Genomic DNA, 14,447 nt, shown 5'->3' with positions numbered 1-14,447 from the left:
GGGTCAGCCCTGCTGGAACAGTTCCGCCGGGAGCGGCTTCAGCAGGGCGTACAGGTCGTCGGTGATGGGGCGGTCCCAGGCGGCGATGGTGACCAGGACGCCGTCGCTGCGGTCGAACTGGACGCAGGAGATCCGGCCCTCGGAGAGCTTCAGGCGCCGCACGATCAGGAGGTTGTCGCCCTGGAGGACCGGCATGTCCTCCGTGTCGGTGACGGTCACCTCCTCGTCGTTCTCCAGCGCCAGCAGCAGCTGGGCGACCTCGAAGGGGACCTCTCCCTCGGCGACCTCGCGCGCCGGGGAACCCTCGGGCAGGTTGCCGATGATCATGGCGGGGCCACGGCCGCCGAACAGGTCGTAGCGCAGGAAGACGCCCTGGCAGCTGCCGTCGGGGGCGGGCAGCAGACCCGCGCCCAGATTGCCGGGCCAGTCGCCCGGATCCATGGCCAGTACGTCGAAGTCGGGCCCGGCGGGAGTGGCGCTGCGGCGGCGGAGGAACGACATGCGGCCATGGTACGTGCACGGACGCGATCGGTGACGTGTGGGAGCCGTCTCAACGGGTGCCGGAGGTCTCTCCGAGCGCCGCGCCGAGCCCCGAGGGATCGGTTCCCACCTTCCGGTACACCGCCGAGAGCAGGCGTACGACGGTCTGCTCGTCGGTGTGCAGTTCCGCGGCGATCTCCGCCTCGCTGCTGCCGCGGACGGCGAGGCCCGCGGCGGCGCGTTCGCGGGTGGTGAGGGTGTCGGTCTCGGCGTTGTGGAGGCGGCGGGGGCGCATGCCCGCGGCGGCGAGCTCGCTCCGGGCCGTGTCGACGAGGCCGTCGGCGCCGCACTGGACCGCCGTGTCGAGGCCCCGGTACAGGTGCTCGGTGGCCTCCCTGACGCGGCCGGCACGGCGCAGTTCAGTGCCCAGGGCGACCAGTGCGCAGGCGAGCTCGTACGCGGCCGGGGAGCGGTCCAGGTGGGTGACGGCCTCCTCCAGGTACTTGACACGGGTGGAGCCCGAGGACACCTCCGCGGCCGTACGCAGGGCCTGTCCGATGGCGGACGGGGCGCCGAACTGGCGGGCGCGGGCGACCGCTTCGAGTGCGGTGTCGAGGGCCCGTTCGGGGGTGTCGTGGCTTTCGGCGCGGGCGAGGTGGAGCTGCCAGGGGCACCAGGCCGGGTTGCGGATGCCGCGGGAGTCGAGGCGGCGCCCGACGGCGGCGAGCTCGGCCGCCGCATCCTTGTGGAGGCCGCGGGCCAGCAGCAGTTCGCCGTGCACTGTCTGGGCGTCGGGGAAGACGACGGCCGCCGGGAAGGGCTCCTCGAAACAGAAGTCGTCGGCGGTCTGTGCGGCCTCGGCGACACGGCCCCGGGCCAGCAGGATCTCGATGAGGATGCCGACGGCGTACCAGTGGGCGGGGGTGCCGGGCCCGACCCGTTCGGCGAGCCTGAGGCCCGCGCGGGCGAAGTCCTCGGCCTCGGGGAGCCGCCCGCGCCGGTAGCGGACGTAGGCGAGGAGGGAGTAGGCGAAGGAGAGGTGGCCGCCGCGCCAGCCCTGTTTCTCGTAGTCGGCGATCCCCTCGGCGAACAGTTCCTCCGTGCGGCCCGGACGGTCGGCGTACATGAAGGCGAGTGCCACGAGCACGGGCACCTCGAAGCCGCGGTCGGGCTCCGCCCAGCGGAGGCCTCCGGCGAGGGCGCGCTCGGCGTGCTGGAGGGCTGCCTGGGCGGGTTCGCCGCGCTGGATCGCGTCCCAGGTGCGCAGTCCGACGATGTACCGCTCGGTGAGGTCGCGGCCCTTGAGGCGGTCGGCGAGCCTGGCGAGGCGGCGGGAGCGCGAGGGGTGGTCGGGTTCGTCCGCGCGGAAGGCGTCCCACATGAACTGCTCGGCCACCATGCGCAGCCTGACGCGCGCGTCCCCGGTCAGTCGGATCTCGCGGGCAAGGGTGTCGGAGGCCTCGGCGAGGCGGTCGCTGTGGGCGAGGACCTGGGAGAGGCGATAGACGATGTTGTGCCGCAGTTCGGGGTCGGCGATGGGCTCCGCGAGGGCGGCGCGCAGGTGGTTGACGGTGGTCGCCGGTTCGGTGAGCAGGGAGGCGCTGCCCAGTTCGTACAGGATGGCGGCCCGGTCCTTGGGGGGCGGGGGTTCGCGCAGGGCGCGGGCGAGATAGCTGCGGGCGGCGTCGGGGGCGCCCGCCCTGAGGGTCTCGCCGGCGGCGGCGCGCAGTTGCTGCACGACCCAGGTGTCGCCCTCGGGGTGGGTCTCCAGGAGGTGGCGGGCGGCGGCGGAGGGCCCCTGCCCGTCGTCGATCAGGCACCAGGCGGCCTGTCCGTGCAGGGCGACGCGGACGCCGGGCGGGATGGCCCGGTAGACGGCGGTGGCGATCAGCGGGTGGACGAACTCCAGGGTGCCCGCGGTCGTCACGGTGCCGGTCAGGATGCGTGCGCCGCGCAGCGCGTCGGCGGCGTCGGCGGCCTCCTCGGGGCCGAGCCCGGCGACGGCGGCGGCGAGCCCGGGCTGGATCTCGGTGCCGAGGACGGCGCAGGCCCAGGCGAAGCGGACGGTGGAGGTGCCGAGGCGTTCGAGCCGGGCGATCAGGCCGCTGCCCTTGACGGCGGCGGCGAGGTCGCGCAGCAGGTGCGCCCCGTTCTCGGTGGGGGTGAGTCCGCGGTCGCGCACCTTGGCGGTCAGCTCGACGGTCTCGAAGGGGTTGCCCGCGGTGACGGCCCAGCACTCGCGGCAGAACGCGTCGTCGGCGTGCGCGCCCAGGGCCTCCCGCACCAGGCGGGCGACGGCGGCGGCGCTGAGCGGCTCCAGGCCGAGCGGGCGTCCGCCCGCGCGTCCGGGCATGCGGCGCAGCGACTCGGCGTGGTCGGGGAGTTCGTCGGGCCGGTAGGCGACGACGAGCAGCAGCGGGAGTTCCTCGGCGCGGGGCGCGAACGCGGCCAGCCAGCTCAGGGATTCGGCGTCGGCCCAGTGGGCGTCGTCGAGGACGAGGACCATCGGGGCGCGGCGTACGGCGAGGTGGGTGAGGACCCAGTCGAGGCCGTCACGCAGGCCCTGCTGGTCGGGCGGGGCACCCTCGGTGGGGGCGCACAGGCCGAGGGCGGGGCCGACGATGTCGTACCAACTGCCCAGCGACGCCCGCAGTTCGGCCTCGGGCACGCCCGCGAACTGCGGCTGGAGGAGCTGACGGGCGACGTGGAAGGCGACGCGCTGTTCCTGGTCTCCGCCTCGGGCGGACAGCACCGTGCAGCCCTGGGCGGTGGCGCGGCGGCGGACCTCGGCGAGCAGGGTGGTCTTGCCGATTCCGGCGCGGCCCGCGACGGCGAGCAGCGCGCCGCGCGGCGCTTCGGGCTGCTCGGCGCCCTCCGCGCGCAGGCCCGTGAGCTCGCCCAGCGCATCGTCGACGGCCGCGAGTTCGCCTTCCCGCTCGAAGAGTGTCCGCCTGCTCCGAACGATCCGATGCTCCATCACTACCCCCCGCCACCGTGTGCACTCGCGCGGGGAGCGGGCGCACAGCGTGGCTGTCAGGCTGCTCAGCGTACGCCTCGCCCGGCCCGCGCGAGTCCGCTGGGCACCTACTGCTCGAATCGGTCCCGTATCCGAGGGATGTTGGTACCACCGATCCCGCATGGGGCTGATGAGGAATGCGCTGCCGTCCGTCGACGCGGTCCGGCACCACTCCCCCCGGGGCCGCGGGCCGTCACCACCGCGCCGGGGCTCGCCGCCGCGCCCCGGAAGCCCAGCACCGACAGCTGTGCGGCGAAGCCGAGTTCGGCCGGCACGACGGCGGGCGTCCCGGACTCAGGTCAGGTCGAACTCCCCTTCCCGCGCCCCGGACACGAACGCGCCCCACTCCGCGGGTGTGAAGATCAGGGAAGGGCTCTCCGGACGGCCGCTGTTGCGCATCGCGATGAATCCCTCGACAAAGGCGATCTGGACATCCCCCCGGCCTCGGCTGCTGGACCTCCATTCGGCCCCGCTCAGGTCCAGCTCCGGCTTGTCCCAGCCCACGAGCGGCTGCTGCTGGATGGTGCTCTCGGCCACGTCCGTGCTCCTCCCGACTCGTCGTCCGCGGTCAGCCTAGCGACCGGTCCCGACGGCCGACAGGCCACGTGAGGAGGACCTTTCAGGAGTCGGGTGGTTCCGACCCTACGAGCCACATGGAGAAGAACTGGGAGCCGCCGCCGTAGGCGTGTCCCAGCACCTTCCGGGCCCGCCCCACCTGGTGCTCCCCCGCCTGCCCGCGCGCCTGGAGCGCCGCCTCCGCGAAGCGGATCATGCCCGAGGCGCCGATCGGGTTGGTGGACAGGACACCGCCGGACATGTTGACGGGCAGGTCCCCGTCGAGCTCCGTCACCCCGGACTCGGTGAGCTTCCAGCCCTCGCCCTCCTCGGCGAAGCCGAGGTTCTCCAGCCACATGGGCTCGTACCAGGAGAACGGCACGTACATCTCGACGGCGTCGATGTCCCGGCGCGGGTCGGCGATCTGGGCCTGCCGGTAGACGTCGGCGGCGCAGTCCTTGCCGGCCTGCGGCGAGACGAAGTCCTTCCCCGCGAAGAGGGTCGGCTCGCTGCGCATGGCGCCGCCCAGCATCCAGGCAGGGGGCCGGGGCGCGCGGGCGGCCCCCGCGCGGTCGGTGAGGACCATCGCGCAGGCGCCGTCCGAGGACGGGCAGGTCTCCGAGTAGCGGATCGGGTCCCACAGCATCGGGGAGGCCTGCACCTTCTCCAGCGTGATGTCGTGCTCGTGGAGGTGGGCGAAGGGGTTCTTCAGGGCGTTGCGCCGGTCCTTGTAGGCGACGAGGGAGCCGACCGTGTCGGGGGCTCCGCTGCGCCGCATGTACGCGCGCACGTGCGGCGCGAAGAATCCCCCCGCACCCGCGAGCAGCGGCTGCTGGAAGGGAATCGGCAGGGACAGGCCCCACATGGCGTTGGATTCGGACTGTTTTTCGAAGGCGAGGGTGAGCACGGTGCTGTGGACGCGGGCCGCGACGAGGTTCGCGGCGACGAGCGCGGTGGACCCGCCGACCGAGCCCGCCGTGTGCACCCGGAGCATGGGCTTGCCGACCGCACCGAGCGCGTCGGCGAGATACAGCTCCGGCATCATGACGCCCTCGAAGAAGTCGGGCGCCTTGCCGATGACGACGGCGTCGATGTCGGGCCAGGTCAACTCGGCGTCGGCGAGCGCCCGTTGCGCGGCCTCGCGGACGAGCCCGGCGATCGACACGTCCCGGCGGGCCGCCACGTGCTTGGTCTGGCCGATCCCTGTGACGGCCACGGGCTCCTTGCTCATCGTGGATCCCCTTCGAGTACGGCGACCAGGTTCTGCTGCAGGCAGGGGCCGGACGTGGCGTGGGCGAGCGCCCGGTCGGACTCGCCACGGTGGATACGGGCGGCGGCCTCGCCGATGCGGATGAGTCCCGCGGCCATGATCGGGTTGGCGGCGAGAGCGCCACCGGACGGATTGACGCACACGTTGCCGTCCAGCCGGAGCGCCTTGCGCAGGACGACCTCCTGGGAGGTGAAGGGTGCGTGCAACTCCGCCGTGTCGACGGGCCGTTCGAAGGCGCCGGCCTTCTCGGCGGCGAGACGGGCGGACGGGGAGTCGGTCAGGTCGCGCACGCCGAGTGCGTGCGCCTCGATGCGGTGGTCGATGCCCCGGATCCAGGCGGGCCGTGCGCACAGCTCCCTGGCCCGCTCACCGGCGGCGAGGATCACGGCGGCGGCGCCGTCGCCGACGGGCGGGCAGTCGCCGGTGCGGAGGGGTTGTACGAGGTAGTCGCCCTGCGGCACCGAACCACGCAGTTGCGCATGGGAGTTGGCGGCCGCAGCCGCGCGGCTGCGCGCCCCGACGGCGGCGAGCGCGGGCTCGTCGGTGTCCCCCGCGTCGATGAGTGCCTGTGCCTGGAGCGCGGCCAGGGCCACGGAGTCCGGCCACAGGGGGGCGACGTAGTACGGGTCGAGCTGCCGGGTGAGCACATCGCGGACCGAGCCGGGCGAGGACTTGCCGTACGCGTACACGAGCGCGGTGTCCGCGTCCCCGGTGAGCAGCTTGGTCCACGCCTCGTACAGCGCCCACGCGCCGTCCATCTCCACGTGCGACTCGGAGATGGGCGGCCAGGCGCCCACGCCGTCGAGGGCGAGGGTGAAGGAGAAGGCCCGGCCGGCCAGGTAGTCGCTGGAGCCGGAGCAGGTGAAGCCTATGTCGGCGGTCTTCAGGCCGGTCCGGCCGAGGACGTCGTGCAGCACCGGCATGAGCATCTCCACCTCGGAGAGCTCCTCGCTGGTGCGCCGGTGGTCGGTCTGTGCGAAGGCGACGACGGCGATCTCGCGGGGCGCTGGGGCTTCTTCGCGGGTCACAGGAGCTCCTTGTACGTCTCGTAGTCCGCGTCGGGTTCGCCGGTCGGCCGGTAGTGGTCGGGATGGCGGGCCCCGTCCGCCCACACCGGCTCGACGCGCAGGCCCATCCGCACCTGGTCGTAGGGGATGCCGCCGATCCGGCCGTGCAGGGCGAGGCCGGCGCCGTCGAGGGCGATGTGGGCGTAGACGTAGGGCACCTCTATGTCGAGGTTCTTCGCCTTGATGTTGACGATGCAGAAGGTGGTGACCGTGCCGCGGGGGCCCACTTCCACCTGTTCGGATGTGGCGACACCACATGTGGGGCACGCACCCCTCGGCGGGACGTACACCTTGCGGCAGGAGGGGCAGCGCTCGCCGACGGTCCGCCGGCCGGAGAGGGCTGCGATGTAGGCGGACTGGGCACGGCCGGGTGAGTAGGTGTAGTCGAGCCGGGCCTGGGCGACGATCCCGGTGACGGCGTCCCCGAACTGCCCGTCGTGGCCGCTCGTTCCGGCCTCCCCGCCCTCGTACGGCTCGAAGCAGGCGATGTCCGTGATGGCGCCGGAGCGCTCCCCGGCCCAGCGGACCCGCACCCGCATGCCGGCGCGCACGGCGTCGGGGCCGGGGGCGTCCAGGGCGTGCAGCAGCGCGGTGTCGGCGCCGTCGAGCCGGACCAGGACCCAGGCGAAGGGGGTGTCGAGGGGCTGGCCGCGGCGGGGTTCGTGGTTCCAGGCCCAGGTGGTGACGGTGCCGGTCGGGGCGACCTCGACGAGGTCGCGTATCTCCTCGGCGGTCACCGGGTCGTACTCGACGGGCGGCACGAGGACGCGGCCGTCGCCGGTCCTCACCCCGAGGACGACGCGCTCGCGCAGGCCGGTGAGGAAGGCGCGCTGGACCGGGCCGAGGGAACGGGTGAAGGGGAACTCCACGACCAGGGGGGCTTTGAGGACTTCGGGCATCGAAGGCTCTCCTTCGCGGGTCAGGCGCGCTTGTAGACGGGGGGTCGCTTCTCCGCGAAGGCGCGGGCGCCTTCCTTGGCGTCCGCGGTGTCGAAGACCGGCCAGCCGCGCCCCAGTTCGGCCGCGAGGCCGTCGGTCTCGGTCATCTCCGCGGTCTCGTACACCGACGCCTTGACGGCCTCGACGGCCAGCGGGCCGCAGGCGTTGATCTGCTCGGCGATCTCCAGGGCCCTGGCGAGCGCGGTGCCGTCGGGGACGACATGGCCGATCAGCCCGATGTCAGCGGCCTCGCGGGCGCTGTAGGGCCGTCCGGTGAGCAGCATCTCCAGGGCGTGCGTGCGCGGGATCTGGCGTTGCAGCCGGACGGTCGAGCCGCCGATCGGGAAGAGCCCGCGTCTGACCTCGAACAGGCCGAAGGTCGCGGACTCGCCCGCGACCCGGATGTCGGTGCCCTGCAGGATCTCCGTGCCGCCCGCGACGCAGTACCCCTCGACGGCGGCGATCACCGGTTTGCGGGGGCGATGGTGGCGCAGCATCGCCTTCCAGTGCAGGTCGGGGTCGGCCTTGAGCCGGTCGCGGTGGTGCTCGCCCTCCATGCCCCGGCCGGCCAGCGCCTTGAGGTCCATCCCGGCGCAGAAGGCGTCCCCGGCCCCGGTCAGTACGACCGAGCGCACCGTGTCGTCCTCGTCGGCCTCCAGCCAGCCGTCGTACAGGCCCACGAGCATGGGCAACGAGAGCGCGTTCTTGGCTTCGGGCCTGTTGAGCGTGAGCACCAGTGTGGCGCCTTCGCGCCGCACGGTGAGGTGTTCCGTCCCACCCATGGACCGTCTCCCCTCTGAAAGAACGAGAACAGGTTGCAGTAGGCGGGTGGGCACTTCAAGGGTTTTCTGACAGGTAGTCAGATTTCTTCGCGCGGACCCTTCACAGTTGCCGCGCCCTTTGCTCTGATGACCGGCGAACCGACACAGATGCCAGGCACGCCGGGGGTCAGGAGGAGCGGTGGAGTACAACCTTGCCGACCTGTTCGAGTCGGTCGTGGACGTGGTTCCGGAACGCGAGGCGCTCGTGTACATCGACCACCCCGGCACGGGTGCGGAGCGCCGTCTGACGTACGCGCAGCTGGACGCCGCCGCGAACCGCATCGCCCACCATCTGATCGACAGCGGGATACAACCCGGCGAGCACCTCGGCCTCCACCTCTACAACGGCGTCGAGTACCTGCAGACGGTACTGGGATGCCTGAAGGCGCGGATCGTTCCGGTCAATGTCAACTACCGCTACGTGGAAGAGGAGTTGGTGTACCTCTACCGGGACGCCGATCTGGTGGCCGTGGTCTTCGACGCGGAGTTCACCGACCGGGTGGCGGCGGCGCTGCCGCGAACCGGGAGGCTGCGGCATCTGGTGCGGGTGGGAAGCCCGGTGCCGGGGGCGCCCGAGGTCCCGGCCGTGGCGTTCACGGAGGCCGAGGCGGCGGGGTCGCCGGCCCGCGGATTCCACGCGCGCTCCGCGGACGACCAGTTCATCATCTACACCGGCGGCACGACCGGAATGCCCAAGGGCGTGATGTGGCGCCAGGAGGACCTGTTCTTCGCCGGGCTGGGCGGCGGGGCACCGACCGGTGAGCCGGTGAAGAAGCCGGAGGAGCTCGCCGAGCGGGTCGCGGCCGGCGGTTCGGGGATCACCTTCTTCCCCACCCCCCCGCTGATGCACGGCACCTCCACCCTCACCGCGTTCATCGGCTTCAACTTCGGGCAACGCATCGTGATCCACCGCAGGTTCGTGCCGGAGGAGGTGCTGCGGACCGTCGAGAAGGAGCGGGTCACCAGCATGTCACTGGTGGGCGACGCGATGCTGCGGCCGCTGATCGACGCGCTGAACGGTCCCATGAAGGGAACGGACTGCTCCTCCATGTTCAGTGTGTCCTCGTCGGGCGCGATCATGTCGGAGACGGTCCGCAGGCAGTTCCGGGAGCTGGTCCCGAACGCCATGCTGCTGAACAACTTCGGCTCCTCCGAGTCCGGCTTCAACGGCACGGCCACGGACGACTCCGGACCCGAGCGCGGCTTCCGCATCCGTGTCAACTTCCGTACACAGGTGGTGGATCCGGCCACGCACGAGCCGGTCGCCGTGGGCGAGATCGGCCGCGTCGCCCAGTGCGGCCACGTACCGCTCGGCTACTACAACGACCCCCGGAAGACCGCGGAGACCTTCTTCGAGAAGGACGGCCGGCGCTGGGTGCTGCTCGGCGACATGGCGACCGTCGACGCGGAGGGTGTCGTCACCGTGCTGGGGCGCGGCTCGCAGTGCATCAACACCGGGGGCGAGAAGGTGTACCCGGAGGAGGTCGAGCAGGCGCTCAAGTCCCATCCGGACGTGTACGACGCGCTGGTCGCGGGAGTGCCGGACGCCAGGTGGGGCAACCATGTGGCGGCGGTGGTGCAACTACGCAAGGGCGCGGACCGGCTGTCCCTGACGGACCTCCAGACCCACTGCCGCGCACATCTGGCCGGTTACAAGATCCCGCGCCAGCTCGTCATCACGGAGTCCATCCAGCGGTCGCCGAGCGGAAAGGCGGACTACCGCTGGGCGCGGGAGGTGGCGGTGGCGGCGGACCGGTAGGACGGCCGGCGGGGGCGTGAGCAGCGTACTCTGTGCGGGCGGTCGACTCGGCGTTGAACAAAGGGTGACGGTCGGCCGTACGGGTGATGACGGCCCCGGTCTCCTGAGCCTGGTCCACCGCACCAGCACCGGGCCACGCACGGAAGGACCTTCGGGTGTCGCACCTCACGCCTCCTCGTCAACTGCCGGACACCGAGACCGACTCGGACACGGTCACCGAGGCAAGCGACACACCGGACACAGGGAATACGGGGGACACAGGGGATACGGGGGACACAGGGGATACGGGGGACACAGGGGATACGGGGGACACGGCGAACGGCGACACTCCGGAGGCCGAGCGCACCCCGCAGGATTCCGCGTCGGCGCAGGCCGATCCCGCTGGTGCGCCCGAGCGGGCCGCGGAGCCGACCGACCCGAGCGCGAAGGCCTCGGAGGAGACCGCGCCTTCGACAACCCACCCCACAGCCGGCGCCGACGACGCTCCCGGCAGTGAGAACGCCACAGCGGCCCCGCAGGACGACGCCGTCTCCCCCGGTTGGTTCGCCTGGCGCCGCACGTACCCGCGGGTCGCGCGCGGCGTGCACATCGGGACCACCGTGCTGGCCGCCGCCCTGGTGCTCGGGGCGCTGCTGCTGCCGAACCAGCTCGACCGGCTCACGGTCACCGCGTTTCTGCGCATCCCCGCGGAGGGGATCCTGCTCGCGGGCCTGCTGCTCGCGCTGCCGCCGCGGCCGAGGCGGGTCACGGCGGTGGTCGCGGGCGCACTGCTGGGCCTGCTCACCATCCTGAAGTGCATCGACATGGGCTTCTACTCCGTGCTGGTCCGCCCCTTCGACCTGGTCCTCGACTGGATCCTGCTGGACGCCGCCGCGGAGTGGGTGCGGGAGTCCTTCGGCCGGACCGGCGAGATGTTCGCCATCGCCGCGGTGCTCGTGCTCGTCGTCGCCGTGCTCGTCCTCACGACGCTCGCGATGGTGCGCCTGTCGAACCTGATGGTCCGGCACCGCCCGGTGGCCGCGCGCACCACGCTGATCCTCGGCACCGCATGGATCACCTGTGTCACCGTCGGCGTGCAGTTCGGCGACACCCCGATCGCCGCCAAGATCGACGCAGAGCTGATCGACAACCGCGTCCAGCAGGTGCAGGCGGGCCTGCAGGACGCCCGTGTCTTCCAGCAGCAGGCCTCCGTCGACGCCTTCGCGAACACACCGTCCGACCAGCTGCTCACCGGGCTGCGCGGCAAGGACGTGCTGTTCACCTTCATCGAGAGCTACGGCCGCACCGCGATCGAGGACCCGGCGATGGCCGCGCAGACCGGCGCGGTCCTCAAGGAGGGCACCGCCGGACTCAAGGCGGCCGGGTTCGAGTCGCGCAGCGGCTGGCTCCGGTCACCGGTGACGGGAGCCGGCAGCTGGCTGGCCCACTCCACGTTCCTGTCCGGCCTGTGGATCAAGAACCAGCAGCGCTACCGGAACCTGACGTCCAGCGACCGCATGACCCTCACCCGCTACTTCCGAAAGACGGGAGCCTGGAACACGGTCGGCATCGTGCCCGGGGTGCGCCGGGCCTGGCCCGAGGGGAAGTTCTTCGGCCTCGACCACATCTACGACTCCGAGCACCTCGGCTACCACGGCCCGTACTTCAGCTGGACGCCCGTCCCCGACCAGTTCAGCCTGGAGGCCTTCCAGCGGCTGGAGTTCGGCAGGAAGGACCGGGGCCCGCTGATGGCGGAGATCATCCTGGCCTCCAGCCACAACCCCTGGGCGCCCGTCGCCCACATGATCGACTGGAACGACCTGGGCGACGGCTCGGTCTTCGAGCAGATCAAGAAGGAGGGCCAGGACCCCAAGGAGGTCTGGAAGAACGCGGAGAGCGTACGCGCCGCGTACCGGGGCGCCATCGAGTACTCGCTGCGCAGCCTGACCCAGTTCGTCGAGCGCTACGGCAACAAGAACACGGTCCTGGTCTTCCTCGGCGACCACCAGCCGGTCCCGACGGTGACCGCCGGCAGCACCAGCCGCGAGGTGCCGGTCACGATCGTCGCCCACGACCCGAAGGTCCTGGACCGGATCTCCGACTGGGGCTGGACGGAGGGCCTCAAGCCGGCGAAGGACGCTCCCATCTGGCCGATGAACAAGTTCCGCGACCGCTTCATGACGGCGTACGGCCCGAACGCCGGCTGATCTCCCTCACCGGTCCAGGAAGGCGACGACCCGGCGCACGAACCGCTCCGGGTCGTCCAGCCAGGGATAGTGCCCGGCGCCGGGCTGGACCTCGAACTCCGCGTTCGGGAAGGCGTCGGCGGCGCGGCGGGCGAGTTCGGGGCGAGGGCCGCCGTCGAGTTCGCCCGCCTGCACGAGGACGGGGGCGGTCAGGCCGGCGAGCGCGGCTCGGGTCGCGTCCGGGTCGAAGGCGCCGTCGGAGAAGTAGCGGCCCTCCGCCTCCTCGTTGGTCTGCTCCTCGGTGGCCGCGTCATGGGCCTCGGCCGTGGCGTCCCACCGGCCGAAGAAGAAGGGAGCACACGCCGGGTCGAAGTCGCTCTCCCCCGTCAGCCAGGCCTCCAGCGCCGGGAACGCCTTGTCGAACCACGGCTCGCGCGCCCGCAGCCGGGCCGCGGCCAGACGGTCCTCGGCCGTGTTCCGCAGACCGAGAGCCGACCCATTGGCGTGGACCAGCACGAGCCGCCGCACCCGCGCCGGATACCGTGCCGCGTACAGAATCGCCAGGCTCCCGCCCGCCGAGTGCGCGAGCAGATCCATATGCTCCAGCCCCATGTGGGCGCGCAATGCCTCCACGTCGTCGACCATGTGGTCACAGCGGTACGTCGCCGGATCCGTCGGCACCGCGGAGTCTCCGGTGCCGCGCAGGTCGAGCAGCACGAGCCGGCGGTGCGCGGTCAGCCCGCCCAGGTCTTCGAGGTAGACGGAGGCCCGCATCGGTCCTCCGGGCACCACGACGAGGGGCTCGCCCTCGCCGCGTACGTGGTAGGCAAGATGGGTCCCGTCGGGTGCGGTGAAGGTCGGCATGCCGCCGATCATCGCGGCGGATCGGCCGCCGTCGCAAGGGAGTTCCCGCGGAGCGCGACGGGCCGGTGCGCGAGCACGGCGTCGACGGGCCGCCGGGAAATGCGGGTGCCCCCTTGCCTGGACCGCGGTGGCCTGAATTACTGATCCCGAACGGGGCGACCGAATGATCGGTCGTCCGGACGGGCGCGGCTGGCGAGGGAGAGGACCCCCATGGCGGATGCGACGGAGCTGCTCGACTCGGGGGAACGGCTCGACGCGGAGGCGCTCGCGGCGCTTCAGCTGGAGCGGCTGCGGGCCTCGCTGCGGCACGCCTACGACCACGTGCCCTTCTACCGGGAGTCCTTCGACAAGGCCGGAGTCCGTCCCGAGGACTGCCGCACGCTCGCCGACCTGGCTCGCTTCCCCTTCACCACCAAGGCCGACCTGCGGGAGAACTACCCGTACGGGATGTTCGCCGTGCCCCGTGACCGCATCCGCCGGATCCACGCGTCGAGCGGCACCACCGGACACCCCACGGTCGTCGGCTACACGGAGACCGACCTTTCCATGTGGGCGGACATGATGGCGCGTTCGATCCGGGCGGCGGGCGGGCGGCCCGGCGACACGGTCCATGTGGCCTATGGGTACGGGCTGTTCACCGGAGGGTTGGGCGCTCACTACGGTGCCGAGCGACTGGGGTGCACGGTCGTCCCCGCGTCCGGTGGCATGACGGCCCGCCAGGTCCAGCTGATCCGGGACCTCCGGCCCGGAGTCATCATGGTCACCCCGTCGTACATGCTCACCCTGCTGGACGAGTTCGAACGGCAGGGCGTGGACCCGCGGAGCACCTCGCTGCGGGTCGGTGTGTTCGGCGCCGAGCCGTGGACGGAGGAGATGCGGCGCGAGATCGAGGAGCGGTTCGCGATCGACGCCGTCGACCTCTACGGCCTCTCCGAGGTGATCGGGCCGGGTGTCGCCCAGGAGTGCGTGGAGACCAAGGACGGGCTACACATCTGGGAGGACCACTTCTACCCGGAGGTCGTGGACCCGATCACCGGCGAGGTGCTCCCGCAGGGTGAGGAGGGCGAGCTGGTCTTCACCTCGCTCACCAAGGAGGCCATGCCGGTGATCCGTTACCGGACCCGCGACCTGACCCGGCTGCTGCCGGGGACGGCGCGGGTGTTCCGGCGCATGCAGAAGATCACCGGGCGCAGCGACGACATGGTGATCCTGCGCGGGGTCAACCTGTTCCCGACGCAGATCGAGGAGATCGTGCTGCGCACGCCGGGCGTCGCGCCCCACTTCCAGCTGCGGCTGACCCGGGAGGGCCGTCTCGACTCGCTCACCGTACGGGCGGAGGCACGGTCCGACGCGACCGCGGCGGTCCGGGAGACGGCCGCGCGGAGCATCGCCACCGCCGTGAAGGACGGCATCGGCGTGTCCGTCGCGGTCGAGATCGTCGAACCGGAATCGCTGGAGCGGTCCGTGGGCAAGATCCGGCGCATCGTGGATCTGCGGCCACGGTGAGGGCGG

The 14,447-nt window shown here is 72.0% G+C and carries 11 protein-coding genes; 3 read left to right on the top strand and 8 right to left on the bottom strand.

Annotated features, from left to right (window positions below):
* Positions 1-3 precede the first annotated feature (3 nt).
* The 7 genes from ACIPSA_RS28845 to ACIPSA_RS28815 all read right to left on the bottom strand — a co-directional run bounded on the left by ACIPSA_RS28845 (position 4) and on the right by ACIPSA_RS28815 (position 8,108).
* Positions 4-501, bottom strand: coding sequence for a hypothetical protein (locus ACIPSA_RS28845; RefSeq protein ID WP_402639519.1), 498 nt, complete (start codon positions 499-501; stop codon positions 4-6).
* Between the two features lie 49 nt (positions 502-550).
* A complete protein-coding gene (locus ACIPSA_RS28840) occupies positions 551-3,457 on the bottom strand; it encodes an ATP-binding protein (RefSeq protein ID WP_402639517.1) in 2,907 nt (968 codons plus the stop codon).
* Between the two features lie 333 nt (positions 3,458-3,790).
* Positions 3,791-4,033 carry a DUF397 domain-containing protein gene (locus tag ACIPSA_RS28835; RefSeq protein ID WP_402639516.1) on the bottom strand — a complete coding sequence of 81 codons (243 nt, stop codon included), beginning with the start codon at positions 4,031-4,033 and terminating at the stop codon, positions 3,791-3,793.
* An 82-nt stretch (positions 4,034-4,115) separates the two neighbouring features.
* A complete protein-coding gene (locus ACIPSA_RS28830) occupies positions 4,116-5,282 on the bottom strand; it encodes a thiolase domain-containing protein (protein WP_402639514.1) in 1,167 nt (388 codons plus the stop codon).
* Positions 5,279-6,349 (bottom strand): thiolase domain-containing protein, encoded by a 1,071-nt coding sequence (locus tag ACIPSA_RS28825; RefSeq protein WP_402639512.1) that lies wholly within the window; start codon positions 6,347-6,349, stop codon positions 5,279-5,281. The genes ACIPSA_RS28830 and ACIPSA_RS28825 overlap by 4 nt, the downstream gene beginning before the upstream one ends.
* Entirely contained in the window at positions 6,346-7,287 is a 942-nt protein-coding gene (locus ACIPSA_RS28820) for a Zn-ribbon domain-containing OB-fold protein (protein WP_402639510.1), read from the bottom strand. Before ACIPSA_RS28820 ends, ACIPSA_RS28825 begins: the two co-directional genes overlap by 4 nt.
* 20 nt (positions 7,288-7,307) lie before the next feature.
* Entirely contained in the window at positions 7,308-8,108 is an 801-nt protein-coding gene (locus tag ACIPSA_RS28815; RefSeq protein ID WP_402639508.1) for a crotonase/enoyl-CoA hydratase family protein, read from the bottom strand.
* Positions 8,109-8,286: 178 nt separating this feature from the next.
* Between ACIPSA_RS28815 and ACIPSA_RS28810 the strand changes: the two genes are divergently transcribed.
* Together ACIPSA_RS28810 and ACIPSA_RS28805 are read left to right on the top strand one after the other, a co-directional pair.
* Complete coding sequence (locus ACIPSA_RS28810) at positions 8,287-9,906, top strand: acyl-CoA synthetase (RefSeq protein ID WP_402639506.1); 1,620 nt, start codon at positions 8,287-8,289, stop codon at positions 9,904-9,906.
* 155 nt (positions 9,907-10,061) lie between these two features.
* The gene (locus ACIPSA_RS28805) at positions 10,062-12,092 is read left to right on the top strand and encodes a sulfatase (RefSeq protein WP_402639504.1); all 2,031 of its coding nucleotides are present in this window, start codon (positions 10,062-10,064) and stop codon (positions 12,090-12,092) included.
* Positions 12,093-12,098: 6 nt separating this feature from the next.
* Here the strand turns inward: ACIPSA_RS28805 and ACIPSA_RS28800 are convergent, their stop codons facing one another.
* Positions 12,099-12,935 (bottom strand): alpha/beta fold hydrolase, encoded by an 837-nt coding sequence (locus tag ACIPSA_RS28800; protein WP_402639502.1) that lies wholly within the window; start codon positions 12,933-12,935, stop codon positions 12,099-12,101.
* Positions 12,936-13,145: 210 nt separating this feature from the next.
* Here ACIPSA_RS28800 and paaK point away from each other — a divergent pair, with 210 nt between their 5' ends.
* Complete coding sequence (paaK, locus tag ACIPSA_RS28795) at positions 13,146-14,441, top strand: phenylacetate--CoA ligase PaaK (protein ID WP_402639500.1); 1,296 nt, start codon at positions 13,146-13,148, stop codon at positions 14,439-14,441.
* Positions 14,442-14,447: the final 6 nt, after the last annotated feature.

This window comes from Streptomyces sp. NPDC086549 (assembly GCF_044746205.1).
GTDB lineage: Bacteria > Actinomycetota > Actinomycetes > Streptomycetales > Streptomycetaceae > Streptomyces.
Note: the sequence above shows the minus strand (reverse complement) of the source record. Positions and strands in the feature narration are given on the sequence as shown.

What these genes read in the sequence shown, in the direction of transcription:
- ACIPSA_RS28815 (WP_402639508.1), bottom strand. Translation starts at nt 8,108, where the DNA reads ATGGGTGGGACGGAACACCTCACCGTGCGGCGCGAAGGCGCCACACTG.
- ACIPSA_RS28830 (WP_402639514.1), bottom strand. Translation starts at nt 5,282, where the DNA reads ATGAGCAAGGAGCCCGTGGCCGTCACAGGGATCGGCCAGACCAAGCAC.
- ACIPSA_RS28800 (WP_402639502.1), bottom strand. Translation starts at nt 12,935, where the DNA reads ATGCCGACCTTCACCGCACCCGACGGGACCCATCTTGCCTACCACGTA.
- ACIPSA_RS28820 (WP_402639510.1), bottom strand. Translation starts at nt 7,287, where the DNA reads ATGCCCGAAGTCCTCAAAGCCCCCCTGGTCGTGGAGTTCCCCTTCACC.
- ACIPSA_RS28845 (WP_402639519.1), bottom strand. Translation starts at nt 501, where the DNA reads ATGTCGTTCCTCCGCCGCCGCAGCGCCACTCCCGCCGGGCCCGACTTC.
- paaK (WP_402639500.1), top strand. Translation starts at nt 13,146, where the DNA reads ATGGCGGATGCGACGGAGCTGCTCGACTCGGGGGAACGGCTCGACGCG.
- ACIPSA_RS28840 (WP_402639517.1), bottom strand. Translation starts at nt 3,457, where the DNA reads ATGGAGCATCGGATCGTTCGGAGCAGGCGGACACTCTTCGAGCGGGAA.